The organism is bacterium SCSIO 12696, assembly GCA_024397955.1.
GTDB lineage: Bacteria > Pseudomonadota > Gammaproteobacteria > Pseudomonadales > Porticoccaceae > SCSIO-12696.
The window spans coordinates 2,667,084-2,683,663 of the sequence record CP073744.1 but is presented as its reverse complement, the minus strand read 5'-3'; the positions used below and the strand labels follow the sequence as shown (position 1 = coordinate 2,683,663).

Here is a 16,580-nt window from a genome sequence, read left to right as displayed (position 1 = left end):
AATCCCTCGACATGAGTGACCGTTTTGAATTGCATCTGGATATTACCAACACCACCGACCCGGTATCGCTGCTGGCAGAGGCTTGCGACCTCTCCAAACAGCGCATTAAACAGGTGATGCAAAAGGGCGCCGTATGGTTGACTAACGGCAAGCGTACCAAGCGCCTGCGCCGTCACAGCAAAGCGCTGCAACCGGGCCAGCAGCTACACCTTTACTACGATGCCCATGTTCTCGGTCAGCAACCGCCAACACCCCTGCTGATTACCGATGAAGGGGAATACAGCGTTTGGCACAAACCCCGTGGCGTACTCAGCCAGGGCTCCAAGTGGAGTGACCACTGCACCATCAACCGTTTGGTGGAACAGCAACTGCAACACCAACGCCCGGCGCAAATCATTCATCGCCTGGATCGCGCCGCCAGCGGCTTGATGTTAATTGGCCACAGCCGCACAGCTACCGCCGCACTGGCAAAGTTGTTTGAGCAACGCCAGCTGGACAAACGCTACCGGGTGGTTGTCCAGGGTCAGCCTACAAAAGATGAACAGACTCTGAGTGAGCCTGTCGATGGCCGCCACGCCACCAGCCATGTCTACTGCCTGAAATACAACCCTGCTTCTAACCAGTCGCTGCTGGAAGTACGGATCGAAACCGGCCGCAAACATCAGATTCGCCGCCATTTGGCAGGTATCGGCTGTCCGGTAGTGGGTGATCGCCTTTACGGCAATGGGGATCAAGAAGAAGACTTGCAGCTCACCGCCGCTCAGCTTGAATTCATTTGTCCCCTATCTGGCGAAGCACGCCAATACCGTTTGTCAGACAGCTTGCTGCCGCAGCTTTGACGGTTTTACCCATCTTTACAGCGCTTGCACCCAACTTTACGTTGCACTCCCCCATACTGGGAACCATCAAACAGCGAGCACCTGCAAACTGTCTTGACTACCCCCCTTGATAGAACACTATTGCCCCGCTCCCCCAGCGGGGCTTTTTTTTGCCCACATGCCGGTGCCTTTTACCCATCTTTACAGCACTGCCACCCACCTTTACGTTGCACTCCCCCATACTGGCAACTATCAAACAGCAAGCACTTGCGAACTGTCTTGACTACCCCCCTTGATAGAACATTTTGCCCCGCTCCCCCAGCGGGGCTTTTTTTTGCCTGCTTCCCAGTGCCTTTTACCCATCTTTACAGCACTGCCACCCACCTTTACGTTGCACTCCCCCATACTGGCAACCATCAAACAGCGAGCACCTGCAAACTGTCTTGACTACCCCCCTTGATAGAACATTTTGCCCCGTTCCCCCAACGGGGCTTTTTTTTGCCCACTGTTCACTACCGACACCAACAGATACACTGCGATATCACCTACGATGAGCCCCTCTTATGTATCTGGATTTCGACCAGCTTGCCCCCAGCCAACGTTACTTCACAATGACCCAGAGCGTTGTGCCCCGGCCTATTGCCTGGGTGTTGTCCGATAACGGCGATGGCGGCCACAACCTGGCGCCTTTTTCCTACTTCAATGCGGTCTGTTCCGACCCGGCGCTGATTATGATTTCCATTGGCCACAAGTCCAGTGGAGAATGCAAAGATACTCTGGTGAACATTCACGAGCGCAACCACTTTGTGGTGCATATCCCCCACAGCCAGCAGGCGGCAGAGGTGACAGAAACTGCTCGAACCCTGGATCACGGGCAATCTGAACTGGACGATCTGGATATCAACCTGACAGAGTTTGCCGGGTTCACCCTGCCACGACTGGCACAGTGCCGCCTGGCGTTTGCCTGCCAGCGCTACCAGATACAGGAAATCGGCAACGGCCCACAGTTCTTGGTACTGGGAGAAGTAAAAGCACTCTACGCCGACGACGCTGTTGCGCACACCACCGATACCGGGCGACTAAAGCTGGACGCAACCGCCATCGACCCCTTGGCACGCTTGGGCAGTTCTGAGTACGGCACCCTCGGCAAGGTGCTGGATGTACCACGACCAAAATAAGCGGGCAAGCCTATGAATGAGCTGTTGCTGGATGTGGTAAAGATTATCCCGGCCATTGTGTTTCCCGGTGCCGCTCTGATTCAGCTGTGGGCACTCATAAAGCAGCGCAGCGCCAACGGGGTCAGTGCGACCACTTGGTGGCTGTTCGCCATCGCCAATATTTGTTTGTATATCTATACCGGAAAATACACCGAAGTCGCAGCCATTGTGACGTTTCTGGGCACCGCCACTCTCAACATAACCGTGGCTATAACTGCGCTACTGCTTCGCAGACACCCTGAACACAAGTAGCCTCGCCTAAAACAGTCTCAGCTAGGGAACCTTTGATTAATTCCAGCAAGTCTCTGCGCAATCTGTAAGCTACTCATGCAAGGCGCTGCTCGCAGGTAATGGTCATTCCCTTGGCAAGAGCAGGAACACAGCAGGAGTGGCTTACAGGCCGCGCCCTTCGGGGCTTACAGAGGCATGCTGGAATTAATCAAAGGTTCCCTAAAACAACGTGGCCAAAAAAAAGCCCCGTTGGGGGAACGGGGCGATATGGTCTTCAACAATAGGCTATCGAGGGGGATAGTCAGACAGTTCGCAGGTGCTCGCTGTTTGATGGTTGCCAGTATGGGGCAGAGCAAAGTTAACTTGGGTGCCAAGGGAGTAAAGATAGGTAAATCACACCGTCCGGCTTTTCCCCTCCAGATGATCCACCACATGCTCCGCAAAACCATATCCGGCCTCCGCGTAGAGGTTGAAGGAGATGCACCCCAACTCTGACAGCTCTGCCATATCATCCGGGAAGCGAGCTACAGCGGCTAGCTCTCCTTGATAACCCATGCTCTTAAGTACCTGACTGGCATCCAGGTTTTCTGAATGATCCGGCAAGCAAATGGTAATTACTTTGATTTCACTGAGGTTGACGTTCTCCCAAAACTCCCTGTCGGTAGCGTCACCACAGACCACTCGAAAACCGTCTTCCTTAAGCTTTGGCAAGCGCTCCTGAGCAGAGTCGACACCAATCACGTTGTCGCCATAGACCTCGCGCAGGTGAGTGTAGGCACCGCGCCCTACACGACCCATCCCCATCACCATAATGCTGGCGTTATCCAACTTCACCGGTTGCTCAAACGGCAGGCGCTGAGGGCGCTCGTACAAGTGTTGATGAAAGCGCCGGTACAAACGATGAGAGCGGGCATTAAACGGTACGGCGACAAAAAACGACAGCGCCATTGCCAACGCGATCACCACCACCCAATCGTCACTGATCAAACCGTTGGCCGCTGCCAAAGCTGCCACAATAAGGCCAAATTCACTGTGGTTGTACAGCGAAAGAGATGCCAGCAGTGATGTGCGGGCACGCAGCCGGGTGGCCACAAAACCCCAGTAATAGAGCACAGGTTTTACCAGCGCCAACAGTGCCAGAGCCAACGCCAGCAAGCACATATCCAGCGACGGCACGCCTTTAAGGCCAATACTGACAAAGAACCCCACCAGGAACAGACTTTTCAAGTTAATCAGCGTTTTGCGCAGCTCACTGGCTTTGTGGCAACCACTCAGCAAAACACCAAAAATCAATGCACCAAGGTCGCCCTTGATGTTAAAAAACTCGAACAACCCGTAGCCCCCGAAAGCCAAACCGATACCAAACAGGGTTAGCAGTTCACCGTGGCCACAAAGCGCAAATACACGGTGCAATAGAGGCCTTAACGGGATCAACAGCAGCAAGCTCAGAGCCGGCCAACCGGGCAGCTTGCCAGTACTCAGAGCCATAAACACCACCGCCACCAGATCTTGCACAATCAAAATACCAATGGCGAATTTGGCGTGCAGGGACGCGCCCTCACCGCGTTCATCAAACACCTTGACCGCAAATACAGTACTGGAAAACGACAGCGCAAAAGCCACCGTCCACAGCGCACTGCCCTGCACATCCCCCAGAGCAGGAATCCATAACAGCAGCCCCATCAGGGCCAAGGCGAATAACGGCAGGCAAATCAGCATGACCAATCCGGCCACCCCCCACACCTGAACCGCCGCCAAGTCCCGCAGGTTTAACTTCAGGCCGATGGTGAACAGCAGCAGGGTAACGCCAGCATTGGCAATTTGGTCGATCAGTGGGCCTGGGTCGAGGGGCATTTGGCTGATGGCAAAGCCGGCCACCAAATAGCCCAGCATGGGCGGGTAGCCCAGCTGCCGTATCAGCAACCCGGCCCCCAGGGCAACAACAATAATAATGGGGTCAATCATGGAGCTGGCCTATGTGGTTATCTCTATATTATCGGCACTTTTTATCGACACTCTACCGCACTTTTTAACGCGCTTAACTCAACACTGCCACACTTTTGATCTGTGCGTACACAGCCATCCCTACCCTAAGGCGAAGGCCATCTACCGACTTGCGGGTAATATGAGCAAGCAGAGGCGTGCCATTTGCATTCAAGCGAACAACCGCCTGAGATGGGCTCAATGGTTCGATGGCTGAAACGGTGGCCGGCAAGCAGTTGAGTACACTGCTTTGGCCAGGTACTTGTAGAGCAATGCTGACATCTCTGGCAAGGATGCGCAGCCGCACTGGCTGCTCTGCGACCAAAACCCCGGGAACGTATAGCTCGCCACCAGCAAATGCCAGTTGGGTCAGCTGGTAATGGTCGTCACAACCAATCACCCTTGCTTCTATCACCACTTCTGCATCTGCGGATTGCGCCAAAGGCAAATCAAGGCGTGCCAGAAGCTCCGATGTCACACCGCTGGCGACAATGCGCCCGCTGTCCATCAGCAACAAATGATCCGCCAGCTGCGCCACTTCGTCAGTGGAGTGACTGACGTAAATAATGGGGATATTCAACTCCCGAGGCAGCTGCGCCAGGTACGGTAGAATTTCCGATTTGCTGGTGCGATCCAGCGCCGCCAGTGGCTCATCCATCAACAGCAGTTGCGGGCTGACCAACAGCGCTCTGGCAATAGCCACCCGCTGACGCTCGCCACCGGAAAGCTGCTCGACCCGCCTGGACAGCAGCGGCTCCACCCCCAACAGTTGCACCGCATCATCAAAGCCAATACGCCGTTGAGTGGGCGGTGTGCGCTTCAAGCCAAACATCAAGTTATCACGCACATCCAGATGCGGTAGCAAACTCGCTTCTTGAAACACGTAGCCCAACAAACGGCCGTGTGTTGGCAGGCACAGATCAGCGCTCTGCCATACCTGATCACCCACACAGCAGTGCCCCTGAGCGCCCTTTTCCAACCCCGCAATCGCTCGCAACAAGGTCGTCTTGCCACAACCGGATGGGCCAAACAAAGCCGTTATCCCCTGCCCTGGCGCACAAAACTCGGCATCCAGAGACCAGTCACCTTTGTGTAAGCTCAGCTGCACATCCAATATCATCGTGCGACACCAAGTGACAGCGGCGACCGGCGATTAATGGTGTACACCACGGTGAGTACAACTACCGAAAACAGCAGTAAGCCGCCCGCCAACCAATGGGCTTGTGTGTACTCCAGGGCCTCCACATGGTCGTACATGGCAATGGACAAAACTTGTGTTTCCCCTGGGATATTGCCACCGATCATCAGCACCACACCAAACTCACCAACGGTATGGGCAAAACCCAGTACCGCTGCGGTCAAAAGGCCGGGCTTAGCCAACGGCAGCACTACTGACCAAAAACAATCCCACGGAGAAGCCCTCAGGGTAGCCGCCACTTCCAACGGCCGCTGGCCAATGGCGGCAAAGGCATTTTGCAATGGCTGTACCACGAAGGGCAGTGAATAAATGGCCGAACCAACAACCAGCCCGGAAAAGCTGAACGCCAGATGGTTACCCTCACCCAACACAGAAGCCAATGGGCCATTGGCCCCCAATAACATCAACAAATAAAAACCCAGTACAGTGGGTGGCAACACCAGTGGCAGGGCCAATAACGCTTCGAGGATTGGCTTACAGCGGATTCGTGTGCGTGTCAGCCACCAAGCCAGTGGCACACAAACTATCAATAAAACCGTTGTGGTAACTACCGCCAACTTGAGCGTTAGCCAGATCACAGCAATATCGGATGGCGACAACCCACTCATGGTTGGCCGCCTACAGAATGGACTTCGGGTAGCTGGTAACCGTAACGACGAATAATGTCGCGCCCGGCTGGGCTGTTTAAATAAGTCATAAAGACATCGGTAGCCAGGTTACTGGAAAGCGGTACTGCCTGTTGCTCAATAGGGTCGTACAAAGTTGCAGGCACCAGCCAATAAGAGCCTAGTTCGGTATCAACGTCATGACGCATGTGTAACGCCACTAATTGAGACAACGCAACAAACCCCAACTCGGCATTGCCCGAGTGTACAAAGTGCAAAGCCTGATTGATATTTTCGCCGCGCAACAACGTCCAGTTGGGAGCGTCGATCTTTAGGGCATTGAGTACTTGTTGGGCTGCACGGCCATAGGGCGCGAGCTTCGGGTTGGCGATCGCCAATCGGCTTAAATTTTTTGCATACAGTACTTCGCCACCACTAACCAATTTCGGATCCTGACTCCATAACACCAGCCGGCCAACCGCGTAGGTAAAACGCTTACCAGTAACTTTCTGCTGCTGTTCAAGGGCAATGGGGCGGTCGCTGTCTGCCGCCAGGAAAACATCAAAAGGAGCGCCGTTAACAATCTGCGCATAATGCTTTCCGGTAGAGCCCGGCACCAATTTAAGGCGATATTCTGTGCGCTGTTCAAAATCCGCCTTGAGGGCTTTAGCCGCTGCTAAAAAGTTACTGGCAACGGCGACATCGATGGTTTGCCCCAGACAATAAAATGGCCAAACAGCGGTTAAAAAAACAAGTGCACGAATCAACAATCAGCTCCCGACGGTTGCCGCAAGCATAACGTCTAGAATCAATTAATGAAAACGCGAAGGAGAGAAAGAACACATACACCAATAGCCTCTGTGCAGAACTGCAGCAAGAGGCTATTGGCCGTATTTTAAGAATTTAAAAACCATTGAATCAATGGTTAAACGCAACCGTAAATCTCCAAGTCTTCACGGATAGAGTTTTTAATGTCTTCGTGAATAACAAACGCAAATTCGCTTTCCAATTGCTGCTGCTCTTGACCCAGTGATTGCTGCCATTCCAGATCCTCTGACACACTGACAGAAGCCTGTTGATCAACATCCGCTTTTAACGATTGCTTATCCGCATCGTGATCAAAAACAAAACCGATAGCAGTGTCTTCGTAAAGAGGTTTGCTGTCTGCAAAAGTTGGCGATATCAGCGATACCATCATGGCAAACGCCACTAATAAATGTTTCATAATGCGCACTCCCGTGCTGTCAATTCAAGTGGCGCGCATTATTCCCAAAGCGTGAGTAAACTTGGTCACTTGCCCAGTTAAGTTGGGTAAAAGATTGTTAGCTTTTCCCACAAAAAAAGCGATTTTCAGCCACTGATTTTCAGGCTGTTAACCAAGTCACATTTTCAACCTGTTGCCGAAGGCATATCCTCCAGTGCGCTTTTCAAGTATTCCCAGAAACTGGCCACCGCGGGAATCGAGACCTTCTCATCTGGCGAGTGGGCGCCACGAATAGTAGGCCCGAAAGAAATCATGTCCCAATTGGGGTAAATCGCCCCTAATATCCCGCACTCCAAACCGGCGTGAATCACGCTCACTTTAGGCTCAATATCAAACAATTCAGAGTGCTTATTGATCATCAGGGTAAGCAGCTCGGTATCCATCTTTGGCGCCCAACCTGGATAGGCGCCTGCAGTGCACACATCGGCACCGGCCAAACGAAAGCTGCTGGCCACAGATTCGGCCAAATCATCCCTGGCTGTGTCAGAGGCGCTGCGGGTCAAACACTGCACATAGATAGTGTTATCATCATTGAACACCACCGCCAGGTTGTTGGATGTCTCCACCACCCCCGGCAAGGCGCTGATCATACGGGCAGCACCGTTGGGGCAGGCGTATACAGCCTCAATAAAACGCCCTAGTACCATGCCGTCTATTTGTGTAGACGGCAGCTCTGCCGGTGTCAGAGTAATCGCAAAGCTGTCTTCCACTCCGGCCAACTCAGCGCTGACCATAGCAGCAAATTCGCTCACCCAGATTTTGAATGCATCGGCCTGTTCCGACGCAACTGTGACGCCGGTAAAAGCCTCGCGGGGAATGGCGTTGCGCAAAGTGCCGCCATTGAACTGGTAAACGCCAACAGAAAACTTTTCCACAGCGCTGTGCAATAACCGATTGGTAATCTTATTGGCGTTACCACGACCGTCGTTAATATTGAGGCCGGAATGGCCACCAACCAGGCCACCCACATTCAATTCAAAAGCCACACGGCCTGCTGGTACCGGCTCGCTGCTAAATGGCAGCTTGATATTTACGTCCACACCACCGGCACAACCTACAAACAATTCGCCTTCGTCTTCGGAGTCCAGATTGAGCAGAATATCTCCTTGCAAAACATTCGGCTGTAGCCCCTGGGCACCGGTCATCCCTGCCTCTTCGTCAATAGTAAACAACGCTTCAATGGGGCCATGGGTAATTTCGGTGGACTCCAGCACCGCCAGCATGGCAGCACAGCCAATACCGTTATCGGCCCCCAAGGTAGTGCCGTCGGCTGTCACCCAGTCGCCATCTACATAGGCGCTGATCGGGTCGGTGGAAAAGTTATGACTAGAAGCGGCATTTTTTTGCGGCACCATATCCAGGTGGCTTTGAAGAATCACCCCGCGGCGATCTTCCATGCCCGCGGTCGCCGGCTTGCGAACAATGACGTTACCCACTGTATCCAAAAAGCTTTCCAGATTGTTGCGAGCGGCAACGTCCAACACATAATCCACGACCGCCTGTTCTTGCTTGGAAGGACGAGGGCGATTGCACAGTTCCTGAAAGTGGTTCCAAAGTTCGTTGGGCTGGAGTTGGGAGATGGGCTGGTTCAAATGTGCCTCCTAAACAATAGGGAATAATCAAAGGCGGTTATTCTACTGAGAGCAACCCGGAACTGGCGATGGCACAACACGTATACACGTTAACCAAGGGCGTAAACTGAACGATACAAAGTCAACAGCTAAATGGAATCCGTTCATACAAACGAATTTCATCTGCGTTCAAGGTGGCCCTGTAAGCCAGCACTTCAACACCGGCAGCGATGGCTTCGCGTAGGGTAGCGCCGTATTCAGGGTCGATGTCGTCTGCGGGCATTACTTTATCAATACCGGTGTGTTGCACGCAGTAAAACAGCACCGCCCGCTCACCCTGCTCGGCCATAGCAGCCAGTTCACGCAAATGCTTGCTGCCGCGGGTACTCACTGAATCCGGAAACAAACCCAATCCATCACCCATGTGTAACGTGACATTTTTGACTTCCACGTAACATGACTGCCCAGGATGATCCGGGTGGTCACTCAGCAACAGGTCAATGCGACTGTTTTCGGCGCCGTATTTCACTTCGCTGCGCAGCTGTCGGTAACCCTGCAGCTCAGTGGCAACACCCTCTTCAAGAGCTTCATGAACCAGATGATTTGGCCGCCCGGTATTCACTCCCGCCTTGTGCCCGCAAGGGGTAGTGGCAACCTCCCAAGTGCAAGGGTATTTACGCTTGGGGTTGTCGGAACGGGAAAACCAGCAAGGGCTGCCTTCCAGCAGGCAGTTCTTCATCGAACCGGTATTGGGACAATGTATAGTGATCTGGTCACCACTAGATAGCTGCACATCCGCCAGAAAGCGTTTATAACGCTTGATCAAAGTGCCTTGTTCCAAGGGTGGATCGAATTTCACCGCCATCATCTCCGGTTACCAAATCCGGCAGTTTACCCGGGATGGGTAATTAACACTTGAAAATTTACCCCCATCAATCTATAAACGGCTGTTTTTCAACAATTGGGGAGAGGTAATGCCCACCAAAACCAAAAAAGCCGCCGCGGCAAGCACGGCAATCTCAATGCACGGCTTTGAGCCCTACAAAGAGAAGAAGGGTGAGGAATACATGAATGAAAAGCAGCGCGACCACTTTAAAGGTCTGCTGCTGGCTTGGAAACGCGAGTTAATGGAAGAGGTGGATCGCACCGTATCCCATATGAAGGATGAGGCATCCAACTTTCCTGACCCTGCCGACCGCGCCACTCAGGAAGAAGAATTTAGCCTAGAATTGCGTACCCGCGATCGGGAGCGCAAGCTGATCAAGAAAATCGACAGCACCATTGATCGCATTGACCAGGATGACTATGGCTTTTGCGACCAGTGTGGGATTGAGATTGGCATCCGTCGGCTGGAAGCTCGTCCCACTGCCGACCTCTGTGTTGACTGCAAAACGCTTGATGAGATCAAAGAGCGTCAGATCACTGGTGGTTGATTACCACTCGATACACGGGGTGAACCCTCACCCCGTTTTCTTATTCCCATGCCTGCCTATATAGGCCGCTTTGCCCCCACTCCCTCCGGGCCATTGCATTTCGGCTCCCTGGTGGCCGCGCTGGCCAGCTATCTGGACGCCAAACGCCACAACGGCCACTGGCTGGTACGCATTGACGACATCGACCCACCCCGTGAAGTGCCCGGTGCTGCCGATACCATTCTCCGGCAATTGGAGGCTCACGGCTTATATTGGGACAGCGGAGTGCTTTACCAAAGTACCCGCAACGAGGCCTACCAAGCTGCATTAGAACAGCTGAACACCTACCCCTGCGATTGCAGCCGCCAGGCCATCAGGGTGATGGGTGGCTTGTACAACGGCCACTGCCGGCAGCGTCAACTACCACCGCCAAACGACTATGCACTGCGTGTAAAAATCACCAAGCCCATGGAAGTTGCCTTTAATGACAGCATTCAGGGCCACCAAAACTGGCCGGTAAAAACCAATGGTAACGACGACTTTATTGTCTGGCGCCGCGACGGCTTGGTGAGTTATCAACTGGCCTGTGCGGTGGACGATTTATACCAGGGCATTACCCATGTAGTGCGGGGCCGAGACTTGCTGGACTCCACCCCCAAGCAAATTTACCTGATGCATCAGTTATCCGAAGGCAAAGCTGTACCCAGCTATGGCCATATAGAACTGGTCATGGGAAACGACGGGCAGAAGCTCAGCAAACAAAACCTGTCTCCCGCGATCGAAAAAGAAGAAGCGGCAGAGAACCTGTCTCAGGCTCTCTGTCATCTGAAGTTGCAGCCCCCTGAAGGACTCGCATCTGCGCCAGTGGAAGAATTAATTCAATGGGGCATTGGCCGAACGACGCTTTCTGAAAATCGTCATCCCCGCGAAGGCGGGGATCCATCTAATTCGGCGCACTGATCTATATGGATTCCCGCGTTGTACGGCTTACGCCTCAGCCTTCGGCTGCCCAAGCATAGCTTGTCGCGGGAATGACGAAAGCCTACCCTTCAAATGCCTTGCGGGGCGTGGATACTGAACCGGCGTCTTCGCCCTTCAGGTAAGCCAACATGGTATCGGCGTCAGACACTTCAAAGGGGTCGGATTCGCAATTATCCTCAAAGCCCGCTTCCAGGAACATCTTCTCGATATTGCCGTCATTGACCAGCATGGAGTAACGCCAGGAACGCATACCAAAGCCAATATTGGACTTATCGACCAACATACCCATTTTGCGAGTGAACTCACCGTTGCCGTCAGGCAGCAGGAAGATCTTTTCGTTGCCCTGCTCGCGGCCCCATTTGAACATCACAAACGCGTCGTTCACAGATACACAGATAATTTCGTCAACACCCTGGGCCTGAAACTCCTCGTACAGCTCTTCGTAGCGCGGCAGGTGGTTAGAAGAACAAGTAGGGGTAAAAGCACCGGGAAGAGAAAACACCACGACTTTCTTGCCGCCAAAAATATCCTGAGTGGTTTTATCCTGCCAGCGGAATGGGTTAGGACCATCCACAGACTCATCGCGGACGCGGGTTTTAAAGGTAACGTTAGGCACTTGCTTGATAACAGGCATTATTGGCTCCGTGAAGGTTAGCTGTAAATTTGAGTGGCCACTATACCGCAACTAACTCCGCTAAAAACCCTATAGCTTTGATATGAAAATTCAATCAATCCACAAAGATCGATTAATTTAAGAATTTAAGGATTTCAACAGCAAATGGGCACTGCGTTTGGAAGCGGCGCACCATTTGTCGATATCGCCGAGCGCAGACAGGGACTCCATGTTGAAGTAAATGCCAACAATACCGGTGGCCACAGCATAGCTGTCTTCTTTACTGCTGTTGAAATATAACGCTCTCAGTACATCCTGTATGGCGTCGATAAATTCATTCACAGACTGTTGCAGTGGTTTTGCCAGATACGGATTGCTGACAGTGGCACTGAACAAAGCATTGGCCACCAGCGCATAGCGGTTATTGGACGACTGCACATCGAACAGGTACTCGACCAGAGTTGCCGCTGTACCCTCTTCTGGCAAATAGTCCAACAGCTCTTTCGTTTGCCGACTAGACTCGGCCAAAAAGCGTTTCAGCAGCGCCTTGATCAGGTCATCTCGGTTGCCCACATAGTGGCGAATCAGGCTGCGTTTCAGACCCGATTCAACCGCCAGCCTTTCCAGAGTAGACCCTTCAACCCCGTACTGCGCCACACAGCGCTCAAAGGCCTGCAGGATTTCTTCGGTTCGCTCAGTTTTAACACTGGGCCTTGGCATTTGATAACTCCAGATTCAGTTAATTGTCAATATTGACAATCTACCACCCAACCTTTAACTTGTAAATTGTCAAATATGACAATTTACAAGTTAAAGGGCACTCTTGAATGGACTGGATATTACAAACACTGACCGAATCACAGCTTTACCAATGGGAAACCGTAATCGGCGATTGGTTCTTTGCTGCGTCTATCGGATTCTTGCTGATCGAACTTTTACTCTATGGGGTAAAAAAACAGTTCACGCGCAACTTGTTGGGAGACACGCTGGCCAACTTTGTTACTTTGGTTCTGTTCCTTGCAGTAACGTTTTCCATCGCCGTTATTTACCTCAATATTTTTTATTACGTACACGAATGGCGCTTTTTCACAGTAGAGATAACGCCGCTGTCGATCATTGCGGCAGTCGTACTGGCCGACCTGACCTACTACTGGGAACACCGCTTTACTCACCGGGTAGGTTTCGGCTGGGCGACGCACACGGTGCACCACAGCTCGCCACACTTTAATATTTCCGTGGCCTACCGCTTTGGGCCGCTGGACGGGGTAATACCACTGGTCTTCCACCTGCCGATGATACTGCTCGGCTTTAACCCCATCCTGGTGCTGTTTGCAGAAGCGCTTGTGCAGCTCTACCAAACCGCACTGCATACCGAAGTGGTTAAAAAGCTGCCAAGGTGGTTTGAAGCAGTGATGAACACGCCCTCCCACCACCGGGTACACCACGGCTCCAACCGGGAATACATTGATAAAAACTACGGCGGAATCTTTATTGTGTGGGATAAATTATTCGGCACCTTTGCCGAAGAGAGAGCCACTGTAAAATATGGCGTGGTACCACCGGTTAACAGCGTCAATCCGCTCAAAATTTTCTTTAGTGGCCTAGTATATTTGGGCGCCAAAATGCGCTCGGCGTCTTCAGTGGGCGTGGCACTGGCTTATTTGATAAAGCCCCCAGGGTGGCGGCATAAACGTTGAGAAGCGAGTAAATAACCACCGAAAGTGCTCTGCACAACATAGTGTAAAAGCTCACAAACTCCCGGCAAAAATCCTATAATGGCGGTTTTGCCCAGTGAGTTTGCACACCCATGGAAACCATTCAGGTACGGGGCGCACGCACCCATAACCTCAAGAACATCGACGTCGATATCCCTCGGGACAAGCTGATCGTCATCACTGGCCTGTCCGGCTCCGGCAAGTCATCGCTGGCGTTTGACACCTTATACGCCGAGGGCCAACGCCGTTATGTGGAATCGCTATCCACCTACGCCCGGCAGTTCTTGTCGATGATGGAAAAGCCCGATGTGGATCATGTGGAAGGGTTATCGCCGGCCATTTCCATCGAGCAGAAATCCACCTCCCACAACCCGCGCTCCACTGTGGGCACCATTACCGAAATTTACGATTACCTGCGCCTGCTGTTCGCCCGCGCTGGCGAGCCCCGCTGTCCGGATCACAACCTGGAATTGAAGGCGCAAACCGTCAGCCAGATGGTGGATCAGGTGCTGGCGCTACCGGAAGGCACCAAGCTGATGCTGCTGGCGCCGGTGGTTCGCGCCCGCAAAGGCGAGCACGTGCACCTGTTTGAACAACTGCGCCAGCAAGGGTTTATTCGCGCCCGTATCGACGGCGTGGTGGTGGACCTGGACGACGCTCCCAAGCTGGAAAAGAACAAAAAACACAATATTGAAGTGGTGGTTGATCGCTTTAAAGTGCGCGACGATTTGCAATTACGTATTGCCGAATCTTTTGAAACCGCCCTCAACCTGGCAGAAGGGTTGGCAGCGATCTCCTACATGGATGGTGGTGCCGATGACCAGCTGTTCTCCGCCAAATTCGCCTGTCCGGTATGCGACTACAGCCTGACCGAACTGGAACCCCGGTTGTTCTCATTCAACAATCCAGTAGGTGCCTGCCCCAGTTGCGATGGCCTGGGCGTGCGCCAGTTTTTTGATATAGACCGGGTTGTACAACACCCGGAGGCCAGCATTTCCGAAGGCGCCATTCGCGGCTGGGACCGCCGCAATCTGTTTTACTTCACCATGCTGGAATCCCTAGGGGAGCACTACGGCTTTGATATCGATACGCCCTTCAAAGACCTCAAGCCCATTCACCAGCAGGCCATTCTCTACGGCAGCGGCGATGACGAAATTGACTTCAGCTATGTGAATGACCGCGGCACGGTGTACAAACGCACCCACGTATTTGAAGGCATTATTCCCAATATGGAGCGCCGCTACAGAGATACCGACTCCAATATGGTGCGCGAGGAACTGGCCAAATACCTCAACACCCAGCATTGCCCGGAATGCGACGGCACCCGCCTGCGCCGTGAAGCGCGCAATGTGTTTGTAGATGGCAAAACGCTTTCTGATCTCACCGCCGTACCGGTGGGAGAATCTTACGACTATTTTGAAAATCTGGATTTGCCCGGCAGGCAGGGAGAGATTGCCGAGAAAATTATCAAGGAAATTCGCGAGCGCTTTCGCTTTCTGGTGGACGTGGGCCTCAACTACCTGACTCTGGATCGCAGCGCCGACACATTGTCTGGCGGTGAAGCCCAACGCATTCGCCTGGCCAGCCAGATTGGCGCTGGCCTGGTGGGCGTGATGTATGTACTGGACGAACCCTCCATCGGCCTGCACCAGCGAGATAACGAGCGTTTGCTCAATACTCTCACCCGCCTGCGCGATTTGGGCAACACGGTGATTGTGGTGGAACACGACGAGGACGCTATTCGCCAGGCAGACCATGTGATCGACATTGGCCCTGGCGCCGGGGTGCACGGCGGCGAAGTGGTGGCGGAAGGGCCGCTTAAAGACCTGCTAAAAGCACCGCGTTCGGAAACCGGAAAATTTATGTCCGGCGAACGCAAAATCGAAGTACCCGCAGAACGCACCCCCTTCGACAAAAAGAAACTGCTCAAGCTTAACGGCGCCAGTGGCAACAACTTGCAAACGGTGAACTTGGAAATCCCGGTGGGTCTGTTTACTTGTGTCACCGGTGTCTCTGGCTCCGGCAAGTCGACGCTGATTAACGAAACCCTGTACCCACTGGCGGCCACCGCACTGAACAAAGCCACTACTCTCAAAGCCGCGCCACATAAGTCTGTCAAAGGGCTCGATCATTTCGACAAATGCATCGATATCGACCAAAGCCCCATTGGCCGCACGCCGCGTTCCAACCCGGCCACCTACACCGGTATTTTCACCCCCATTCGCGAACTGTTTGCCGGTACTCAAGAGGCTCGCTCGCGCGGTTACAAACCGGGCCGCTTTAGCTTTAACGTCAAGGGCGGCCGCTGTGAAGCCTGCCAGGGGGACGGCGTCACCAAAGTGGAAATGCACTTTTTGCCAGACATCTACGTGCCCTGCGACGTGTGCAAGGGCAAACGCTACAACCGGGAAACCCTGGAAGTGGTATACAAAGGCAAGAACATCCACCAGGTGCTGGAAATGACCGTGGAAGATGCCTTGGAATTTTTTGACGCGGTGCCGGTGATCGCCCGCAAGCTGAAAACCCTGGTAGATGTCGGGCTGACCTATATCCGCCTGGGACAATCTGCCACCACTTTGTCAGGCGGTGAGGCCCAGCGAGTCAAACTGGCCAAAGAGCTCTCTAAACGAGATACCGGCAAAACTCTGTACATACTGGACGAGCCCACCACCGGCCTGCACTTTCACGATATTCAGCAACTGCTGGATGTGCTGCACCGACTGCGGGACCACGGCAACAGCGTGGTGGTGATTGAGCACAATCTGGATGTGATTAAAACCGCTGATTGGGTAGTAGATCTAGGCCCAGAAGGCGGCAGCGGCGGCGGCGAAATTATTGCTACCGGCACACCAGAGCAAGTGGCGGACGTGCCGGGGTCGCACACCGGAAGGTTTTTGGCGGGGATGTTGGGGTAAGCGTCGCCCACCGCCTTATTGAGAGAAGTCGAAATGGAACCAGGGAAAGAGCCTTGA

16 protein-coding genes are annotated in these 16,580 nt (G+C 53.2%); 7 read left to right on the top strand and 9 right to left on the bottom strand.

Going from position 1 to position 16,580, the window contains the following annotated elements:
• The first annotated feature begins 11 nt into the window (after nucleotides 1-11).
• From KFE80_12385 to KFE80_12375, 3 genes are all read left to right on the top strand, one after another.
• The gene (locus KFE80_12385; protein UTW45148.1) at nucleotides 12-839 is read left to right on the top strand and encodes an RluA family pseudouridine synthase; all 828 of its coding nucleotides are present in this window, start codon (nucleotides 12-14) and stop codon (nucleotides 837-839) included.
• Between the two features lie 542 nt (nucleotides 840-1,381).
• Nucleotides 1,382-1,996 (top strand): flavin reductase family protein, encoded by a 615-nt coding sequence (locus KFE80_12380; GenBank protein ID UTW45147.1) that lies wholly within the window; start codon nucleotides 1,382-1,384, stop codon nucleotides 1,994-1,996.
• Nucleotides 1,997-2,008: 12 nt separating this feature from the next.
• Entirely contained in the window at nucleotides 2,009-2,287 is a 279-nt protein-coding gene (locus KFE80_12375; protein UTW45146.1) for a hypothetical protein, read from the top strand.
• Between the two features lie 372 nt (nucleotides 2,288-2,659).
• Here KFE80_12375 and KFE80_12370 read toward each other — a convergent pair whose 3' ends face one another.
• The 7 genes from KFE80_12370 to sfsA form a co-directional block, all read right to left on the bottom strand.
• The gene (locus KFE80_12370) at nucleotides 2,660-4,231 is read right to left on the bottom strand and encodes a cation:proton antiporter (GenBank protein UTW45145.1); all 1,572 of its coding nucleotides are present in this window, start codon (nucleotides 4,229-4,231) and stop codon (nucleotides 2,660-2,662) included.
• Between the two features lie 73 nt (nucleotides 4,232-4,304).
• Nucleotides 4,305-5,369 carry a molybdenum ABC transporter ATP-binding protein gene (gene modC / locus KFE80_12365; GenBank protein UTW45144.1) on the bottom strand — a complete coding sequence of 355 codons (1,065 nt, stop codon included), beginning with the start codon at nucleotides 5,367-5,369 and terminating at the stop codon, nucleotides 4,305-4,307.
• On the bottom strand, nucleotides 5,366-6,055 hold the full coding sequence (modB, locus tag KFE80_12360; GenBank protein UTW45143.1) for a molybdate ABC transporter permease subunit: 690 nt from the start codon (nucleotides 6,053-6,055) through the stop codon (nucleotides 5,366-5,368). Before modB ends, modC begins: the two co-directional genes overlap by 4 nt.
• Entirely contained in the window at nucleotides 6,052-6,819 is a 768-nt protein-coding gene (gene modA / locus KFE80_12355) for a molybdate ABC transporter substrate-binding protein (protein UTW45142.1), read from the bottom strand. The genes modB and modA overlap by 4 nt, the downstream gene beginning before the upstream one ends.
• Before the next feature lie 158 nt (nucleotides 6,820-6,977).
• Entirely contained in the window at nucleotides 6,978-7,277 is a 300-nt protein-coding gene (locus KFE80_12350; protein ID UTW45141.1) for a hypothetical protein, read from the bottom strand.
• Nucleotides 7,278-7,441: 164 nt separating this feature from the next.
• Nucleotides 7,442-8,908 carry an aminoacyl-histidine dipeptidase gene (locus KFE80_12345; GenBank protein ID UTW45140.1) on the bottom strand — a complete coding sequence of 489 codons (1,467 nt, stop codon included), beginning with the start codon at nucleotides 8,906-8,908 and terminating at the stop codon, nucleotides 7,442-7,444.
• A gap of 121 nt (nucleotides 8,909-9,029) precedes the next feature.
• Entirely contained in the window at nucleotides 9,030-9,746 is a 717-nt protein-coding gene (gene sfsA, locus KFE80_12340) for a DNA/RNA nuclease SfsA (GenBank protein UTW45139.1), read from the bottom strand.
• Nucleotides 9,747-9,861: 115 nt separating this feature from the next.
• Between sfsA and dksA the strand changes: the two genes are divergently transcribed.
• Nucleotides 9,862-10,320, top strand: coding sequence for an RNA polymerase-binding protein DksA (gene dksA / locus KFE80_12335; GenBank protein UTW45138.1), 459 nt, complete (start codon nucleotides 9,862-9,864; stop codon nucleotides 10,318-10,320).
• Nucleotides 10,321-10,368: 48 nt separating this feature from the next.
• Complete coding sequence (gene gluQRS / locus KFE80_12330) at nucleotides 10,369-11,259, top strand: tRNA glutamyl-Q(34) synthetase GluQRS (GenBank protein UTW45137.1); 891 nt, start codon at nucleotides 10,369-10,371, stop codon at nucleotides 11,257-11,259.
• An 82-nt stretch (nucleotides 11,260-11,341) separates the two neighbouring features.
• Here the strand turns inward: gluQRS and KFE80_12325 are convergent, their stop codons facing one another.
• The gene (locus KFE80_12325) at nucleotides 11,342-11,914 is read right to left on the bottom strand and encodes a peroxiredoxin (protein UTW45136.1); all 573 of its coding nucleotides are present in this window, start codon (nucleotides 11,912-11,914) and stop codon (nucleotides 11,342-11,344) included.
• A gap of 117 nt (nucleotides 11,915-12,031) precedes the next feature.
• A complete protein-coding gene (locus tag KFE80_12320; GenBank protein ID UTW45135.1) occupies nucleotides 12,032-12,613 on the bottom strand; it encodes a TetR/AcrR family transcriptional regulator in 582 nt (193 codons plus the stop codon).
• Between the two features lie 107 nt (nucleotides 12,614-12,720).
• Between KFE80_12320 and KFE80_12315 the strand changes: the two genes are divergently transcribed.
• Together KFE80_12315 and uvrA are read left to right on the top strand one after the other, a co-directional pair.
• Nucleotides 12,721-13,590, top strand: a complete 870-nt coding sequence (locus KFE80_12315; protein UTW45134.1) for a sterol desaturase family protein — start codon at nucleotides 12,721-12,723, stop codon at nucleotides 13,588-13,590.
• 110 nt (nucleotides 13,591-13,700) lie between these two features.
• Entirely contained in the window at nucleotides 13,701-16,523 is a 2,823-nt protein-coding gene (gene uvrA, locus KFE80_12310; GenBank protein ID UTW45133.1) for an excinuclease ABC subunit UvrA, read from the top strand.
• Nucleotides 16,524-16,580: the final 57 nt, after the last annotated feature.

What these genes read in the sequence shown, in the direction of transcription:
- KFE80_12380 (UTW45147.1), top strand. Translation starts at nt 1,382, where the DNA reads ATGTATCTGGATTTCGACCAGCTTGCCCCCAGCCAACGTTACTTCACA.
- modB (UTW45143.1), bottom strand. Translation starts at nt 6,055, where the DNA reads ATGAGTGGGTTGTCGCCATCCGATATTGCTGTGATCTGGCTAACGCTC.
- uvrA (UTW45133.1), top strand. Translation starts at nt 13,701, where the DNA reads ATGGAAACCATTCAGGTACGGGGCGCACGCACCCATAACCTCAAGAAC.
- gluQRS (UTW45137.1), top strand. Translation starts at nt 10,369, where the DNA reads ATGCCTGCCTATATAGGCCGCTTTGCCCCCACTCCCTCCGGGCCATTG.
- KFE80_12315 (UTW45134.1), top strand. Translation starts at nt 12,721, where the DNA reads ATGGACTGGATATTACAAACACTGACCGAATCACAGCTTTACCAATGG.
- KFE80_12385 (UTW45148.1), top strand. Translation starts at nt 12, where the DNA reads ATGAGTGACCGTTTTGAATTGCATCTGGATATTACCAACACCACCGAC.
- KFE80_12370 (UTW45145.1), bottom strand. Translation starts at nt 4,231, where the DNA reads ATGATTGACCCCATTATTATTGTTGTTGCCCTGGGGGCCGGGTTGCTG.
- KFE80_12350 (UTW45141.1), bottom strand. Translation starts at nt 7,277, where the DNA reads ATGAAACATTTATTAGTGGCGTTTGCCATGATGGTATCGCTGATATCG.
- KFE80_12320 (UTW45135.1), bottom strand. Translation starts at nt 12,613, where the DNA reads ATGCCAAGGCCCAGTGTTAAAACTGAGCGAACCGAAGAAATCCTGCAG.
- modC (UTW45144.1), bottom strand. Translation starts at nt 5,369, where the DNA reads ATGATATTGGATGTGCAGCTGAGCTTACACAAAGGTGACTGGTCTCTG.
- KFE80_12325 (UTW45136.1), bottom strand. Translation starts at nt 11,914, where the DNA reads ATGCCTGTTATCAAGCAAGTGCCTAACGTTACCTTTAAAACCCGCGTC.
- dksA (UTW45138.1), top strand. Translation starts at nt 9,862, where the DNA reads ATGCCCACCAAAACCAAAAAAGCCGCCGCGGCAAGCACGGCAATCTCA.
- KFE80_12375 (UTW45146.1), top strand. Translation starts at nt 2,009, where the DNA reads ATGAATGAGCTGTTGCTGGATGTGGTAAAGATTATCCCGGCCATTGTG.